Origin of the sequence: Streptomyces sp. NPDC004134 (assembly GCF_042874195.1) — a bacterium.
Lineage (GTDB): Bacteria > Actinomycetota > Actinomycetes > Streptomycetales > Streptomycetaceae > Streptomyces.
This window is the reverse complement of the sequence record NZ_JBIAMS010000003.1, coordinates 128,769-144,723: the sequence shown is the minus strand read 5'-3', so window position 1 is coordinate 144,723 and position 15,955 is coordinate 128,769. Positions and strand designations below refer to the sequence as shown.

Below are 15,955 nucleotides of genomic sequence, written 5' to 3'. Positions count from 1 at the left end.
ATAACTCAACAGAGATACACAACATCGCAGCCGGGGGGATCCTTGTCCAGCGTGTGTTTGTCGTACTGTCGAAGTGCCGCGCCCTCCCGACGTTACGGAGCCCCGATGACGCAGACGACCGAGCCGGAGCTGACCGGTGTCCGCAACTTCCGCGACGTCGGCGGGCTGCCCACCACGGGCGGCGGCCGCACCCGGCCCGGCCGGCTCTTCCGCAGCGGGCACCTGGCCCACGCCACCGCCGAGGACACCGCCTTCCTCGGCTCGCTCGGCCTGCGCACGGTCTACGACTTCCGCAACGCCGCCGACATCCGCCTCGACGGCCCCGACGTCGACCTGCCGGGCGTACGGAACGTCAACGTGCCGCTCAACGACCCCGCGGAGGGCAAGGAGTTCTGGAAGCTGGTCCGCGACGGCGACATACCGACCCTGCGCTCGCTGCTCGGCGACGGGCAGGCGGCGGCGCGCATGGAGGACTCGTACCGGGACATGATCCTCAACCGCAACGCGGAGCACTCCCGGGTCCTGCACTCGCTGGCCGACGACGGCACCCCCGCGCTGCTGCACTGCGCGGCGGGCAAGGACCGGGCCGGGCTGACGATCGCGCTCGCGCTGCTGGCCGTGGGCGTCGAGCGGGAGGCGATCGAGGCGGACTACCTGGAGTCCAACGCCCAGCACCGCCGCTACCGGGTCCAGCGCGGCGAGGGCGCGCAGGGCGGCACGTCGCCCGAGGTGATGGAGCTGCTGAGCCCGCTGTTCGACGCCCGGGCGAGCTACCTGGGGGCGGCCTTCGCCACCATCGCCGAGCGCTGGGGCACCGTCGACCGCTACCTCCACGAGGCCCTCGGCCTCGGCCACACCACCCGCGACCGCCTGCGCGCCAACCTGCTCACCGCCTGACCCGGCGGCGCGCCCGGCCGCCACCCGGCCGGTCAGCGGCCGGAGACCGCCTGCTTGGCCAGGGTGCGGCCGAACTCCCAGATCAGCCCGCCGCCCGCGTGGGCCTCGTCCATCACCGACGTGAACGCGTCCAGGAACCGCTCCACCTCCGCCTCCCCGATCACCAGCGGCGGCAGCAGCTTGATGACCTCCTGCCGGTCGCCGGAGACCTGGGTGAGGATGCGGTGGCGCTGCAGCAGCGGCACGACGATCAATTGCGCGAACAGCCCCTTGCGGGCGGCCTGGAGCAGCGTCCAGCGCCCGCGCAGCTTCAGCGACGCCGGCTTGCCGAACTCGATGCCGACCATCAGCCCGCGCCCGCGCACGTCGTGCAGCAGCTCGTACCTGTCGATCAGTCCGGCGAGCCTGGTGCGCAGCAGGTCGCCGGTGTGCCGGGCGTTCTCGACGAGCCGCTCGTCCTCCAGCACGTGCAGGGTGGCGAGCCCGGCGGCCATCGCGGGTGCGTTGGTGCCGAAGCTCGCCGAGTGCACCAGCACGCGGTCCATGGACGAGTAGACCTTCTTGAAGATCCACTCCCGGCCCAGGGTGGCGCCCACGGGCACGTACCCGCCGGACAGCGCCTTGGCCAGGCAGACGAGGTCCGGCTCGACGCCCTCCTCGTGGTCGTACGCGAAGAACTCCCCGGTACGTCCCATACCCGTCTGCACCTCGTCCGCGACGAGCAGCCCGCCGTGCTTGTGCAGCAACTCCCGCGCCGCGCGCAGATACCCGGGCGGCGGCGCGTGCACGCCCTTGCCCTGGATCGGCTCGACCACGAGCGCCGCGACGTCCCCGGCGCGCAGCTCCCGCGCCAGCGCGTCCAGGTCGCCCAGCGGGACGGAGGTGTCCGGCAGCAGGGGCGCGAAGCCGTCGCGGAACGCCTCGACGCCGTTGACGGACAGCGAGCCGGTGGTCAGCCCGTGGAACGCCTGGTCGCAGTAGAGGACGCGCGGCTTGCCGGTCGCGTAGCGCGCGAACTTCAGCGCGGTCTCGACCGCTTCCGTGCCGCTGTTGGAGAAGAACACCCGGTCCAGGTGCGGCGCGTAGCCCAGCAGCTTCTCCGCCAGCAGGCCGGGCAGCGGCTGGCAGTCGAAGCGGGTGAGGTCGGCGAGGTCGAGGTCGAGCACGTCGTGCAGGGTCTTGCGGATCACCGGGTGGTTGCGGCCGAGGCCCATGACGCCGAAGCCGGCGAGGAGGTCGAGGTAGTCCCGGTCCTCCTCGTCGTAGAAGTACGCGCCCTGACCGCGCACGTACGTCTTGTCGAAGCCCAGCGTGTGCAGCATCCGCGGCAGTTGGTGGTTGAGGTACCGGGCGTGCAGGTCGTAGCGCTCTCCCCCGCGCTCGGCCAGCAGCGCCCCGATGTCGAAGCTCATCGGGTGCTTTCTTCCCTCTCCCTGGTACGGGCCGGCTCCCCGGCCCTGGCGGCGGGCACCCCGCCCACGGCGGCGGCGATCAGGGCCGGGGTCAGCCCGGCCGCGGCCAGGACCTCGGCCCGCGTGCCGTGCGGCAGGAACTCCCCCGGCAGGCCGAACGTGCGCAAGGGTACGTCGACTTCGGCGTCCCGCAGCGCCCGCCCGACGGCGGCGCCCACGCCCGAGGCGACGCAGTTGTCCTCCACCACGGCGACGGTGGAGAACCGGCCGGCCAGCGGCGGCAGGTGCCCGTCGACGGGCTTGACCCAGCGCGGGTCCACGACCGTGCAGCCCAGCCCCCGGGCGGCGAGCAGGTCCGCGGTCTCCAGGCAGACGGACGCCATGGCGCCGACGCCGACGAGGAGCACGTCCTCGCACTCGTCCCGGCGCAGCACGTCCATGCCCCCGATGCGCGCGAGCGCGGGTATCGGCTCGGACACCGTGCCCCGGGGGAAGCGCACGACGGTGGGCGCGTCGCCGACGGCGACGGCCTCGCCCAACTGCGCGCGCAGTTGGTCCGCGTCGCGCGGCGCGGCGATCCGCAGCCCCGGTACGACTTGGAGGATCGACATGTCCCACATGCCGTGGTGCGAGGCGCCGTCGGGACCGGTCACACCGGCCCGGTCGAGCACGAACGTCACCCCGCAGCGGTGCAGCGCGACGTCCATCAGCACCTGGTCGAACGCCCGGTTGAGGAACGTGGCGTAGACTGCGACGACGGGGTGCAGCCCGCCGGTCGCCAGGCCCGCGGCGGACACCGCGGCGTGCTGCTCGGCGATGCCGACGTCCCACACCCGCTCCGGGTACGCCGCGGCGAACGCGGCGAGCCCGGTGGGGTGGAGCATGGCGGCCGTGATCGCCACCACGTCCTCGCGTTCGGCGCCGATGCGTACCAGCTCGTCGGAGAAGACCGAGGTCCACGACGGCGCGCCGGGCGGGGCGACCGGCTCGCAGGTGAACGGGTCCATGACGCCGACCGTGTGGAAGTGGTCGGCCTCGTCGTCCAGCGCGGGCTGGTAGCCGCGGCCCTTCTCGGTCAGGCAGTGCACGAGGACCGGGCCGTGGAACCGCTTGGCGCGGCGCAGCGCGGACTCGACGGCGGCGATGTCGTGGCCGTCGACGGGGCCGACGTACTTCAGCCCCAGATCCTCGAACATGCCCTGTGGCGCGAAGGTGTCCTTGAAGCCCTTCTTCGCGCCGTGCAGCGAGTCGTACAGCGGCCTGCCCACCACCGGTGTGCGGTCGAGGAGTTCCTTGCCCCAGGACAGGAAGCGCTCGTAGCCGTCGGTGGTGCGCAGGGTCGCGAGGTGGTCTGCGAGACCGCCGATGGTCGGCGAGTAGGAGCGCTCGTTGTCGTTGACGACGATGACCAGCGGCCGGTCGCGGGCGGCGGCGATGTTGTTCAGCGCCTCCCAGGCCATGCCGCCCGTCAGCGCGCCGTCGCCGACGACCGCGACGACGTGGTCGCTCCCGCCGCGCAGCTCGTTGGCCTTGGCCAGGCCGTCGGCCCAGCCGAGGACGGTGGAGGCGTGGCTGTTCTCGATCACGTCGTGGCCGGACTCGGCCCGCGACGGATAGCCGGACAGGCCGCCCTTGCCGCGCAGCCCGGTGAAGTCCTGGCGGCCGGTGAGCAGTTTGTGCACGTACGACTGGTGGCCGGTGTCCCACAGGATGCGGTCCGCCGGCGAGTCGAAGACCCGGTGCAGCGCGAGCGTCAGCTCGACGACACCGAGGTTCGGCCCGAGGTGGCCGCCGGTGCGGGCGACGGCGTGGACGAGGAACTCGCGGATCTCCGCCGCCAGTTCGTCCAGCCGCTCCGGCGGCAGCGCCTTCAGGTCCCGGGGGCCGCCGATGCTCTCCAGGAGCGGCATCTCATTCCCCTCCCGTTCGCGCTCCCTTTCGGGTGCGGTTGCCGCCGACGGTCTCCCGCGCGGCGCGCAGCGACTCCTTGAGCGAGGCGGTGGTGGCGAGGATGGAGGTGGGCTCGTACCCGCAGTGGGCCATGCAGTTGGCGCACCGGTCGTCCCGGCCGCGGCCGTACTTGTCCCAGTCGGTGTCCTCGACCAGCTCCCGGTACGTCGGCACGTACCCGTCGCTCATCAGGTAGCAGGGGCGCTGCCAGCCGAAGAGCGAGTAGTTGGGGATGGCCCAGGCCGTGCACGGGAAGTCGACCTTGCCCTCCAGGAAGTCGAGGAACAGCGGGCTGTGGTTGAGCCGCCAGCGCTTGCGGTTGCCGTCGGCGAACGCCTTCCTGAACAGCTCGCGGGTCTGCTCGACGCCGAGGAAGTGCTCCTGGTCGGGCGCCTTCTCGTAGGCGTACGCGGGCGAGATCATCATCTCGTCCACCTGGAGGTCGTCGTTGAGGTAGTCGAGGACCTCGACGACGGTCTGCGGGGTGTCGGTGTTGAAGAACGTGGAGTTCGTCGTGACCCGGAACCCGCGCCGCTTCGCCTCCTTCATCGCCGCCACGGCCTCGTCGAAGACGCCTTCCTTGGCGACCGACTCGTCGTGCCGCTCGCGCAGCCCGTCGATGTGCACGGCGAAGGCGAAGTAGGGCGAGGGCTCGAACTTGTCGAGCTTCTTGCGCAGCAGCATGGCGTTGGTGCACAGGAAGACGAACTTCTTGCGGGCCACGAGCTGCCGTACGATCTCGTCGATCTGCGGGTGCATCAGCGGCTCGCCGCCCGCGATCGAGACCATCGGCGCGCCCGACTCCAGCACGGCGCCGACCGCCTGGGCGACCGGCATGCGCTGCTTGAGCACGCCCGCGGGGTGCTGGATCTTCCCGCAGCCTTCGCACTTGAGGTTGCAGGCGAAGAGTGGTTCCAGCTCGACGATCAGCGGGAACTTCTCCCGTCGCTTGATCGTCCGCTGCGAGAAGAGATAACTGGCAACCTTGAGCGACTGGCGCAGTGGCATGGCCATCAGGTTCGCCTCCTGGGGATCATCACATGACGGTGCCATTCGAAAAATGCAGGAAGAACTGAGCTGAGCACGCGGTACGCGGCGATGCCACCGCGCAGCGTTCCGAAACGGACGAGTTCATGCTCGGGCGCGTCCACGACCACCCGGACGGCGGCCACCGGCCGGGTCCCGGAGGTCGCCGCGGCCGTGCGCAGCGTGGCGGCCGACTCCATGTCGACGGCCACCGCGCCGCGCTCGCGCAGCGCGGCGCGGCCGGCCGCGCCGCGTACGACGTGGTCGGTGCCGAGCAGCAGCCCGGTGTGCACCCGGGCGTCGAGGAGCGCGAGGGCGTCGAGCAGCGGCCCGTTGTCCGGGCAGCCGGTGGTCCCGGCGGCCTCGCCGTCGGGCCGTACGGCGTCGGCGACGACGACGTCGCCGGGGCGCATGTCGGGCAGCAGCCCGGCGCAGAAGCCGGAGGCGATCACCGGCGCCTCCCGGTACGGCTCCTCCGCGAGCCGGCGGGCCACGGCCCGCGCGGCCCGCTCGGGACCCATACCGGTGCGCAGCACGTCGACCGGACCCGCGTCGCCGGCCGCGCCCTCGGCGCGGCCGGTGCCCGCGGCCAGCGCCCGGCGCTCGATGCCGAGGGCGCAGACGACGAGCAGCGGCGCGGGTGCGTCGGGCATCAGACCTCCCGGCCGTCACCGGCGGCCGGCGTCAGGCCGGCTGTCGCGGACAGATAGCGGCCGAGCGCGGTGAGCGGGAAGACCATCCGGTACAGGTGGTAGTTGATGGAGAAGTCCCACGGGAAGCCGGTGCCGGTGAACTGCGGCTCGTCCCAGGACCCGTCGGGCAGTTGGGTACGGGCCAGCCAGGCCACGCCGCGCTCGACGGCCACGCTGTCGTGCTCGCCCGCGGCCAGCAGCGCGAGCAGCGCCCAGCCGGTCTGCGAGGCGGTGGAGTCGCCGCGGGCGATCCACTTCGGGTCCGGGTACGAGCGCAGGTCCTCGCCCCAGCCACCGTCCTCGTTCTGCACGCTCTCCAGCCACGAGACGGCCCGTCGGATCGCCGGATGCGACGTGGGCAGCCCGGCGGCGACCAGCGCGGGCACCGCGGAGCCCGTGCCGTACACGTAGTTGACGCCCCAGCGGCCGAACCAGCCGCCGGCCGCCTCCTGCTCGGCGAGCAGCCAGGCGACGCCGCGGCGGGCGTGCGGGTCGTCGCCGAGCTTCTCGCCGGCGAGCATCTCCACGACGTGCGCGGTGACGTCGGCCGACGGCGGGTCGATGACCTCGCCGAAGTCGCAGAACGGCAGCTTGTTGGGGAGCGCCGAGGTGTTGTCCGCGTCGAACGCGCCCCAGGCGCCGTTCTTCGACTGCATGCCCGCCAGCCAGCGCACGGCGCGCTCCACGGCGGCGTCGACGCGCGCCTGGTCGGGGTGGGCGACGCGGCGCAGGGCCAGGACGACCTCCGCGGTGTCGTCGGTGTCCGGGTAGTTGTCGTTGTGGAACTCGAACGCCCAGCCGCCGGGGGTGAGTCCCGGGCGGCGTACGGACCAGTCGCCGGTGGCCAGCACCTGTTCCGCGAGCATCCAGTCGGCGGCCTTGACGAGCTGGGGGTGGTCGGCGGGCACGCCCGCGTCGACGAGCGCGATGGTCGCCAGACAGGTGTCCCAGACCGGGGACTGGCACGCCTCGATCATCCGGACCGGGCCGTCGTCGCGCGTGTCTCCCGTGTCACTCGCGGCGCCGGTATCCGCCGCGGGCTTCTCCGCGGCGTCGGTCCAGACCGCGAAGCGGTCCAGGGACTCCAGCCCGGCCTTGAGCACCGGGTGGTCCAGGTCGTAGCCGAGCAGGTGCAGCGCCATCACCGAGTAGACGGCGGGCGGCTGGATCCCGCCCCAGCAGCCGTCGCTCTCCTGGCGCTCGATGATCCAGCGGGCGCAACTGCGCAGCGCCGCCTTGCGCAGCGGGCGCACGGCGACCTTGCGGTACACGTGCAGCGCCCGGTCCAGCCGCTGGAAGAGGCCGTCCCAGCTCGTCGCCGGCGCCTGCGGCCGGGCCGGGTTGGGCACGGCGGGGTCGGTGTGCAGCTCGTCGAGGGCGAACGGGCCGGGGTGCACCGGGCGCTTGGCGGAGACGACGGTCAGCGGCACCACCGTCTGCCGGGCCCAGCAGCCGAAGTCGTAGATGTTCAGCGGGAACCAGGACGGCAGGTAGATCAGCTCGGGCGGCAGCTCGGGCAGGTCCTCCCAGCGCCACCAGCCGAAGAGCGCCAGCCAGATGCGGGTGAAGACGCGGGTGGCGGCGATGCCGCCGTGCGCGCGCACCCAGTCGGCGGCCCGCGCCATGTGCTCCTCGTCGGGCGCGTCGCCGGCGAGCCGCAGCGCGACGTACGCCTCGACGGTCGCGGAGACGTCGCCAGGACCGCCGTAGAACGTCGCCCAGGCGCCCTCGGGGCCCTGCTCGCCGCGGATGAAGCGGGCGGCGGCGCGGGTGGTGTGCTCGTCCCGTACGCCGAGGAACTCGCGGAGCAGCAGATCCTCCGCGTCCATGGTGACGTTGGTCTCCAGGTCGCCCTTCCACCAGCCTTCGACGTCCTGCCGGCCGAGCAGGTTGGCGCTCGCCCGCTCCACGGCCTGCCTCGCGGCCAGTAAGGCAGCCGCCGCCCCTGCGGGGGCGGTGTCGGTTGCGTTGCCGCCATCGGCAGTGGCTTTCATGCACACCCCTTTCGAAGGGACGTCCGGACCCGGGGCCCGGGCGTCGGTGTCAGTGCCGGCGTACGACGACGAAGTCGGCGAGTGCGACGAACCGTTCACGGATGTCGTCGGGCATCTTCACCCCGTCGAGCGAGGCGAGAGCGCTCTCGTGCTGCCTCTGTGCCTCCTCCTGGGTCCACCGACGTCCCCCGGCTTCTTCGATCAACGCGGCCCGGGCAGCGAATTCTTCCTCGTCGAAGTCACTTTTTGCATCGGTATTTCGGTCGTCGGCACGTTTGGCGTCGGCGGCGAGCGTCTTCGCCAGTTCCGCGGAGGCCGGGCCGCCCGCGGCGAGCGCCGCGCACACCGGCAGGGACTTCTTGCGCTGGCGCAGATCGCTCCAGGTCTGCTTGCCGGTGACGGCGGGCTCGCCCCAGATCCCGAGCACGTCGTCGACGGCCTGGAAGGCCAGGCCCAGATGGAGGCCGAAACGCTCCAGACCGTCGGCCGCCTCGTCGCCCGCGCCGGCGAGCACGGCGCCGATGGAGCAGGCGCAGGCGAGCAGCGCGCCGGTCTTGTTGCCCTCCATCTCCAGGCACTCGGCGACGCTGACGCTCTCGCGGTGCTCGTACGAGATGTCCTGCGCCTGGCCGTCGATGAGCCTGCGGGTGGCGGTGTTCAGCCGGCGGGCGGCGCGCGCCGCCTCGGGCGTGTCGAGCTCCAGCAGCAGCTCGCAGGCGAGCGCGAAGAGGGCGTCGCCGACGAGGATGGCCTGCGCGGGGCCGTGCACCTTCCACACCGTGTCGCGGTGGCGCCGCTGCTCGTCGCCGTCCATCAGGTCGTCGTGCAGGAGGGAGAAGTTGTGCACCAGCTCCACGGCGACGGCGCCGGGGACGCCGGTCTCCGGGGAGGCGCCGGCGGCTTCGGCAGCGAGCAGCGAGAGGAGGGGGCGTACGGCCTTGCCGCTGTCTCCGTCGGTGGGGCTGCCCTGCGCGTCGATCCAGCCGAAGTGGTAGGCGGCGACGGTGTCCATCGGGGGTACGAGCCGGTCGACGACGGTACGCAGCACGGGGTTGGTGAGCTCCCGGGCATGGTCCAGCAGGGCCAGGACTTCGGCGGCGCCGGGGGTGGCCGCGGTGTCGGTGTCCGGTTCTGGACGGGGCACGTTCTCTCCTCCGATGACGGATCTCAAACTGCTTCCAGCAGGTTCCGCGGCACTTCTCGACCCAGGCCGCCGAGGGTCTCGCGGACCGCGGCGAGGCCGCTGAGAACGGCGCTCTCCATGGTCGCGGGCCAGCCGGTGGCGGTCCACGCGCCCGCGAGTGCGAGGCCGGGCGCGTGGGTCCGGGGACCCGGGCGCAGCCGGCCGACGCCCGGTGCCGGGGCGAAGGTCGCGGTGCGCTCGCGGGTGACGAAGAAGTCGCGTACCTCGGCGCCGCGGGCGTCGGGCAGCAGCTTCGCCAGCTCGGGGAGGTAACGCTCGCGCAGCTCGCCGACGGGCCGCTCGATGTCGTCCTGCGCGGCGGACTGGGAGACCGCCACGTACTGGCAGCCCCGGCCCCCGGGGGTGTCGGCGAGGCCGGAGGTGTCCGTGCGGTCGAAGATCCACTGCACGGGGGTGTTGATCGCGGCGACGAACGGGGAGTGCAGCACCCGCCGGTCGTACACGACATGGAGGTTGAGGATGGGCGCGGTGCCGATCTGCAGCAGCCGGTCCTTGTGGTCGAGCGCGCCGGCCGGCAGCAGCCCGTGCGCCTCGCGCTGCGGTACGGCGAGGACCACGGCGTCGGCGTCGAGCGTCGCGGGGGTGCCGCCGGCCCGTTCGGGTCCGGTGGCGACGTCGACCTGCCAGCCGCCGGCCGGGCCGCGGCGCAGTTCGGTGGCGCGGGTGCGCATCATGATGCGGGTGCCGGAGCGCTCCAGCCGGCGGCGGGCGAGCGTGTCGTGCAGTTCGCCGAGCGGTACCCGGGCCCAGCCGATGTCGGCGGCGCCGCGCTCGGTGAGCAGCCCGGTCCTGAAGACCATCGCGGCCAGCCCGAGGGAGACCTGCGGGGCGAAGGCGTTGAGGGTGGCGACGCCGACCATGTCCCACAGCGCCGCGACGGCGCGCGGCGACTGGCCGTGCTTGTGCAGCCAACTGGCGAAGTCCACGCCGTCCAGGGCGGGGTCGGCGGGGTCGAGCCGGCGCATCGCCAGCGCGGCGCGGCCCACGCTCGCGCGCTCCGCGAGCGACAGGTGCGGGTAGCGGGTGAGGCCGGCGGCGAGGTGCAGCGGCACGGGCAGGTCGGTGCGGCCGAGCGTGCCGGTGCGCGGGCCCGGTCCCTTGCGGGCGGGGGTGGCGGCGTCCAGCACGCGCACCTCCAGGCGCTCCTGCAGCGGCGCGAGCCCGGCGCCGCCGACCTGGTCGAGGAACCAGCGGTACGCGGTGCAGCAACGCAGGTAGACGTGCTGGCCGTTGTCGACGGACAGCTCGCCGCGGCGGAAGGAGAAGGCGAGCCCGCCCAGGCGCGGGCGGCCTTCGAGGAGCGTGACGTCGACGCCGCAGTCGGCGAGTCCCATCGCGGCGGTCATCCCGGCGAGCCCGCCGCCGACGACCACGGCCCGCGGCCGTCTGTCCGGGCCGGGATCAGCCATCACCGGCCACCTCCCCACCCGTGTCGACACCCACTATGTCTGGCCCGCCGCGCCGCGCCGCACACCTGGGCGGGCCGCGGCGCACACCCCTGCGCCCCGTGCGCCACAGCGCACGCCGAGGGCGCCTCCGGGCGCTCCCGACCCGTCTCGCGCGCCGTGTTTACGGGGCCTTCCCCGCGTACGTCCGGCAGGCCCGCCCAGGCGCCGGACGCGGGGCTCACCGGGACCTCCGGCTCGCCTGCCGGGCGTCGACCCCGGCCAGGCCGCGGACCGCGACGTACGCCTTCTCCCGGCCCGGCAGCGACACCCGTCCGCGCAGCACGGCCTCGGGGTCGGCGGCGATCCGCTCCAGCAGCCGGTGGTAGATCCCGGCCATCGCCGCGACGCAGGCGCCGCTGCGCCGGTCGAGCATGGGCAGCAGCCGGTAGCCGTCGGCGAAGAGCGCGCGGGCGCGGCGCACCTCGAACTGCACCAGACCGGGGAAGTCCGAGCCGGCCGGCGCGGTGTCGCCGTGGAAGCCCGCGGAGCAGCCGAACTTGGCGAGGTCGACCGCGGGCAGGTAGCTGCGGCCCTCGGCGGCGTCCTCGCGCAGGTCCCGCAGGATGTTCGTCAGTTGCAGCGCGAGCCCGAGCGTGTCGGCGTGGTCCGGGGCGCGCTCGGAGTGCCGGGTGCCGGGCACGGTGCCGAACACGCCGAGGGAGAGCCGCCCGATGGCGCCGGCCACGCAGCGGCAGTAGTCCTTCAGATCCTCCCAGGTCTCGTACTCCTGGCCGCGTACGTCGGCGAGGACGCCGTCGATCAGCTCGTCGAGGCCGCCGAGGGGGATCGGGAACCGGCGTGCGGCGTGGGCGAGGGCCACGGCGACGGGGTCGGTGTCGTCCTCGGCGACCTGGCCGGCCCGGATGCGGTCGAGCTGGGCGCGGGTGTCCTCCAGCCGGGCGCGCTTGGTCTCGGGTGGCAGCTCGCCGTCGCCGATGTCGTCCACGCGGCGCGAGAACGCGTACAGCGCGGACATCGCCAGCCGCTTGTCGTACGGCAGGAGTCTGATGCCGTACGCGAAGTTCCGGGCCTGATGGCCGGTGACGGCCTCGCAGTACCGGTACGCGGTGAGCACCTGTGCGGATGCGTAGGCCGCGCGCGACGGTGTCGTCACGGTGCGGTCACCCCTCTCGTCGCAGGGTCGACCCCACCTCGCGCAGCAGCCTGCGCCGGGTGGGCTTCGGGGGTCCGGGGAGCACGTCGTGGCCGGCCGCGGCGACGGCGGCGAGAGCCGCGCGCCCGCCGGCCACGAAGCCGGCGAGCAGCAGCCGCAGCCGGCCGCGCACGCTGGCGACGAGGGGCGCGCCCTCGTCGAGGAGCCGCGCCGCGCGCTCGGCCTCGTACCGGATCAGGGCGCGCACCGGCTCGCCGGCGCTGGGCCCGGCGAGGTCCGCCTCGGTGACGCCGAAGCGGCGCATGTCCTCCGCGGGGAGGTAGATGCGGTCCCGGCCGAGGTCCTCGGCGACGTCCTGGATGTGCTCGACGATCTGCAGAGCGGTGCAGATCGCGTCCGAGCGCCGGATGCGCTCGGGACTCTCGGTGCCGGTCACGGCGAGGACGAGCCGGCCGACCGGGTTGGCGGACAGCTCGCAGTAGCCCTCCAGCTCGGCGTACGTCTCGTAGCGCCGGACCTTCTGGTCCTGCCGGTTCGCCTGGAGCAGGCCGTGGAACGGCTGCGGGGACAGCCGGTGGCTGCGGACCGTGGGGCGCAGCCGGCGCAGCAGGGGGTGGCCGGGCGTGGCGCCGGGGGTGAAGACCCGCTCCAGGTCGGCCTCCAGCGCGTCGAGGAGCGCGAGGGTGTCGTCGGCCTCGTCCGGGCCGAGGCCGAGGGCGGCGGCGTCGGCGCCGCCGGGGGCGAGGTCGCCGTCCCCGATGTCGTCGACGAGCCGGGCGTAGCCGTAGAGCGCCATCAGGTCCGCGCGCCAGGCACGGGGCAGGAAGAACGGGGCCACGGGGAAGTTCTCGTCGGCGGCCTGGCCGAGTACGGCGCGCGACGGAGCGTCGTCCGCCGGAGTCACCGGCGACTGCCCTGGGCTGCCGCCCCCGGGGAGCAGACGGCGGGCGCGCCTTCGAGCTGGGGTTTCGTCTTCGCCATAGCCGTCACGCCTCCCGTTCTACACCGCGTACCCAGATGTGCCCATTCCGGACACGCCGCCGCCGGCGTCGTGACCCCGAGCAGGTCCGGGGCAACCCCCAAGCTCCCTTATCGCCCACATGCCGCCAAACAGCACCGGTCCAGCGTACGCCGTACAGGACGAAGACGCGGCATGCGGTGGTCACCTCAATCCGCGCGCGCCGGAAGAGGCGCGAAACGCCGTCGTGCGCAAGGGGTTTGCCGGGTCACACGGTGAGACCGTCCAAGATCATGGTGAGCGTGCGGGTGACGATCGCGTCCCGCTGCGGGGGCGGCACGTCACTCAGCGGCCCGTCGAGGAGCAGCATCGCAAGCCCGTGCACGGAGGACCAGGCGGCGAACTCCGCGCCGGTCCGTACGCCCGGTCGCATCACGCCGGCGGCGTCGAGGGCGTCCATGGCGCCGATGAGCAGCCGGAAGGAGCGGACGTCTCCCGGGTGGAGGTCACCGACACCGTCGCCGTGGGTCCACGGCTTCTGGTCGTGCTCGACCCGGCAGAAGGCCGCGCGGTACATGCCGGGTTCGGTGACGGCGAAGCGCACGTAGCCGAGGCCGAGCGCCATGAGCCGGCCCTTGGCGGCCTCGGCGGGATCACCGCCCGGCGGTCCCTCGGTCTCGGCGATCACCTTCTCCATCGAGTCCGCCAGCCGCCGCTGGCCCTCGTCCTTGACCGCCTGCAGCAGATCGGCCTGGTTGGCGAAGTGGCGGTACGCGGCCGTCGGTGACACGCCGACGCGCCGGGCCGCCTCGCGCAGCACGACCGCCTCGGGCCCGCCGCCGCGGGCCAGTTCAGAAGCCGCGTCGACCAGCGCGTTCCGCAGGTCGCCGTGGTGATAGCCGGCCTTCCCGCTCCTGACCTCGCTCATAGTCGCATCATGCCTCATGTTGACAGTATTAACATCACCTGCAAGGCTCAATGTTAACGTCATAAACATGGGAAGGGGAGCACCGTGCTGACACGCATTGCGGAGCTCGTACTGCGCAGGACCCGGCTCGTGCTCGCACTCGCCGTCGTCGCGGTCGTCGCCATGGCGGCACTCGGCTTCGGGGCCTTCGGCAAGCTCAGCGCCGGCGGCTTCAGCGATCCGGGGTCGCCGTCGAGCAAGGCGCAGGAGGTGATCGACGACAGATTCGGGGGCGATACGAACCTGGTCCTGCTCGTCTCCGCCGAGTCCGGGGGGCTCGGCGGGGACGCGGCCCGCGAACGCGGGCAAGAGGTGACCGAGGGGCTGCGGGCGGACTCCGCCGTCACCAGCGTCATGTCGTACTGGGACCGCGGCGGCGAGGGGCTGACGTCGCAGGACGGGAGCCAGGCGCTCGTCCTCGCGCATGTCGCCGGCGGCGACGAGAAGGAGGCCGACAACGCCCGGGCGCTGACCGACGAGTACGCCGGCACCCGCGACGGCGTCACGGTCAGGGCGGGCGGCGGAGCGGCGGTGAGCAACGACGTCTCCACCCAGGTCGCCGCCGACCTGGCGCTGGCCGAGGCGATCGCCGTACCCCTCACCCTCGTACTGCTGGTCCTCGCCTTCGGCAGCGTCATCGCGGCGCTGCTGCCGCTGGCGATCGGGCTGGTCGCCATCTTCGGCACCTTCGCCGAGCTGTGGGTGCTGGGCAGCCTGACCGACGTCTCGGTCTTCTCCGTCAACCTCACCATCGCGCTGGGGCTCGGCCTCGGCATCGACTACGGGCTGCTGCTGGTCAGCCGGTTCCGCGAGCAGTTGGCCGCGGGCGACGAGGTGCCTGCGGCCATCCGGCGTACGGTGGCGACCGCGGGCCGTACGATCGCGTTCTCCTCCGCGACGATCGTCGCCGCGCTCGCGGCGCTGCTGGTCTTCCCGCAGTACTTCCTGCGGTCCTTCGCCTACGCGGGCATCGGCGTCGTCGCCATCTCCGCGATCAGCGCGCTGGTGATCATCCCCGCCCTGCTCGCCGTCCTCGGCCACCGCGTCAACCGCGGCCGGGTCCCGGGCGCCCGGGCCATGCGGCGCACCGACGCGCCGCTGTGGGGGCGGATCGCCGGCACCGTCATGCGCCGCCCCGCACTCACCGCGCTGCCGGTCCTCGGCGTGCTGCTGCTGGCCGCCTCCCCGCTGCTGGGCGTCAGCTACGGCACCCCGGACGAGCGGGTGCTGCCGGAGAGCGCGCAGAGCCGCCAGGTGGCCACCACGCTGCGCGAGGACTTCGCCGTCGACGACAGCACCGCCGTCGACGTGGTGACCACCGGCGCCGTCGCCGGGCCCGACCTCACCGCGTACGCCACCGAGCTGTCCCGGCTGGACGGCGTCGCCCGGGTCGCCGCGAGCAACGGCACGTACGCCGACGGCGCGGCCGGTCCCGCGGGTCCCGCCGCCGAGGCGCTCGGCCGCCCGGACGCGCAGCGGCTGACCGTCTCCGTAGTCCCCGCGCCCAAGTCGGGCGCGGCGCAGCAACTGGTCGAGGACGTCCGCGCGGTGCCCGCGCCCGGCGGGGTGGAGACCCTGGTCGGCGGCACCGACGCGGAGCTGGTCGACGCCAAGGACAGCATCGGCAGCCGGCTGCCGCTGGCCGTGGGGATGGTCCTGATCACGACGTTCGTGCTGCTGTTCCTCTTCACCGGCAGCGTGGTGCAGCCGCTGCGGGCGGTCGCCCTCAACGCCGTCAGCCTGGCCGCGGCCATGGGCGTGATGGTGTGGATCTTCCAGGACGGCCATCTCAGCGGGCTGCTCGGCTTCACGCCGCAGCCGATGGACACGGCGATGACCGTACTGATGTTCTGCATCGCCTTCGGCCTGTCGATGGACTACGAGGTCTTCCTCACCAGCCGGATCAAGGAACTGCACGACGCGGGCGCCGACCCGGCCACCGCGGTGACCAGCGGACTGGCCCGCACCGGCCGGATCGTGACCATGGCCGCCGGGCTGCTGGCCGTCAGCTTCTTCGCCTTCGGCACCGGCGAGGTCAGCTTCATCCAGATGTTCGGCCTGGGCAGCGGGCTCGCCATCCTCATCGACGCGATCGCGGTCCGCGGCGTGCTGGTGCCGGCCGCGATGCGGCTGCTGGGCAAGCACGCCTGGTACGCCCCGCGCTGGCTGCGCCGGGTGCACCACCGGGTGGGCCTGAGCGAGGCCGGGCCAGGGCCCGCCGCGCCCGAGCGGGAGTCGGAGCGCGCCCCGGCCGGGGTGTGAGCGCCGAGTACGTACGGCAAGGGCCCCGCCG

General features: G+C 73.4%; 12 protein-coding genes. 2 read left to right on the top strand and 10 right to left on the bottom strand.

Going from position 1 to position 15,955, the window contains the following annotated elements; all coding sequences use genetic code 11:
* The first annotated feature begins 105 nt into the window (after nucleotides 1–105).
* On the top strand, nucleotides 106–897 hold the full coding sequence (locus ACFYVJ_RS05840) for a tyrosine-protein phosphatase (RefSeq protein ID WP_388886955.1): 792 nt from the start codon (nucleotides 106–108) through the stop codon (nucleotides 895–897).
* Nucleotides 898–929: 32 nt separating this feature from the next.
* Here ACFYVJ_RS05840 and ACFYVJ_RS05835 read toward each other — a convergent pair whose 3' ends face one another.
* The 10 genes from ACFYVJ_RS05835 to ACFYVJ_RS05790 all read right to left on the bottom strand — a co-directional run bounded on the left by ACFYVJ_RS05835 (nucleotide 930) and on the right by ACFYVJ_RS05790 (nucleotide 13,623).
* A complete protein-coding gene (locus ACFYVJ_RS05835; RefSeq protein WP_388886954.1) occupies nucleotides 930–2,309 on the bottom strand; it encodes an aspartate aminotransferase family protein in 1,380 nt (459 codons plus the stop codon).
* The gene (gene dxs / locus ACFYVJ_RS05830) at nucleotides 2,306–4,219 is read right to left on the bottom strand and encodes a 1-deoxy-D-xylulose-5-phosphate synthase (RefSeq protein WP_388886953.1); all 1,914 of its coding nucleotides are present in this window, start codon (nucleotides 4,217–4,219) and stop codon (nucleotides 2,306–2,308) included. The genes ACFYVJ_RS05835 and dxs overlap by 4 nt, the downstream gene beginning before the upstream one ends.
* A gap of 1 nt (nucleotide 4,220) precedes the next feature.
* On the bottom strand, nucleotides 4,221–5,273 hold the full coding sequence (gene hpnH / locus ACFYVJ_RS05825) for an adenosyl-hopene transferase HpnH (RefSeq protein ID WP_388886952.1): 1,053 nt from the start codon (nucleotides 5,271–5,273) through the stop codon (nucleotides 4,221–4,223).
* Entirely contained in the window at nucleotides 5,273–5,938 is a 666-nt protein-coding gene (locus ACFYVJ_RS05820) for a 1-hydroxy-2-methyl-2-butenyl 4-diphosphate reductase (protein WP_388886951.1), read from the bottom strand. Before ACFYVJ_RS05820 ends, hpnH begins: the two co-directional genes overlap by 1 nt.
* Nucleotides 5,938–7,971 carry a squalene--hopene cyclase gene (shc, locus tag ACFYVJ_RS05815; protein WP_388886950.1) on the bottom strand — a complete coding sequence of 678 codons (2,034 nt, stop codon included), beginning with the start codon at nucleotides 7,969–7,971 and terminating at the stop codon, nucleotides 5,938–5,940. Before shc ends, ACFYVJ_RS05820 begins: the two co-directional genes overlap by 1 nt.
* A gap of 49 nt (nucleotides 7,972–8,020) precedes the next feature.
* Nucleotides 8,021–9,115, bottom strand: coding sequence for a polyprenyl synthetase family protein (locus tag ACFYVJ_RS05810; protein WP_388886948.1), 1,095 nt, complete (start codon nucleotides 9,113–9,115; stop codon nucleotides 8,021–8,023).
* 23 nt (nucleotides 9,116–9,138) lie between these two features.
* Nucleotides 9,139–10,584 (bottom strand): hydroxysqualene dehydroxylase HpnE, encoded by a 1,446-nt coding sequence (gene hpnE / locus ACFYVJ_RS05805; protein WP_388886946.1) that lies wholly within the window; start codon nucleotides 10,582–10,584, stop codon nucleotides 9,139–9,141.
* Nucleotides 10,585–10,801: 217 nt separating this feature from the next.
* The gene (hpnD, locus tag ACFYVJ_RS05800; RefSeq protein WP_388886944.1) at nucleotides 10,802–11,737 is read right to left on the bottom strand and encodes a presqualene diphosphate synthase HpnD; all 936 of its coding nucleotides are present in this window, start codon (nucleotides 11,735–11,737) and stop codon (nucleotides 10,802–10,804) included.
* A 7-nt stretch (nucleotides 11,738–11,744) separates the two neighbouring features.
* Entirely contained in the window at nucleotides 11,745–12,641 is an 897-nt protein-coding gene (hpnC, locus tag ACFYVJ_RS05795) for a squalene synthase HpnC (RefSeq protein WP_388886942.1), read from the bottom strand.
* Between the two features lie 322 nt (nucleotides 12,642–12,963).
* On the bottom strand, nucleotides 12,964–13,623 hold the full coding sequence (locus ACFYVJ_RS05790; RefSeq protein WP_388886940.1) for a TetR/AcrR family transcriptional regulator: 660 nt from the start codon (nucleotides 13,621–13,623) through the stop codon (nucleotides 12,964–12,966).
* Between the two features lie 84 nt (nucleotides 13,624–13,707).
* Here ACFYVJ_RS05790 and ACFYVJ_RS05785 point away from each other — a divergent pair, with 84 nt between their 5' ends.
* Entirely contained in the window at nucleotides 13,708–15,924 is a 2,217-nt protein-coding gene (locus ACFYVJ_RS05785) for an MMPL family transporter (protein WP_388886939.1), read from the top strand.
* Nucleotides 15,925–15,955 lie beyond the last annotated feature (31 nt).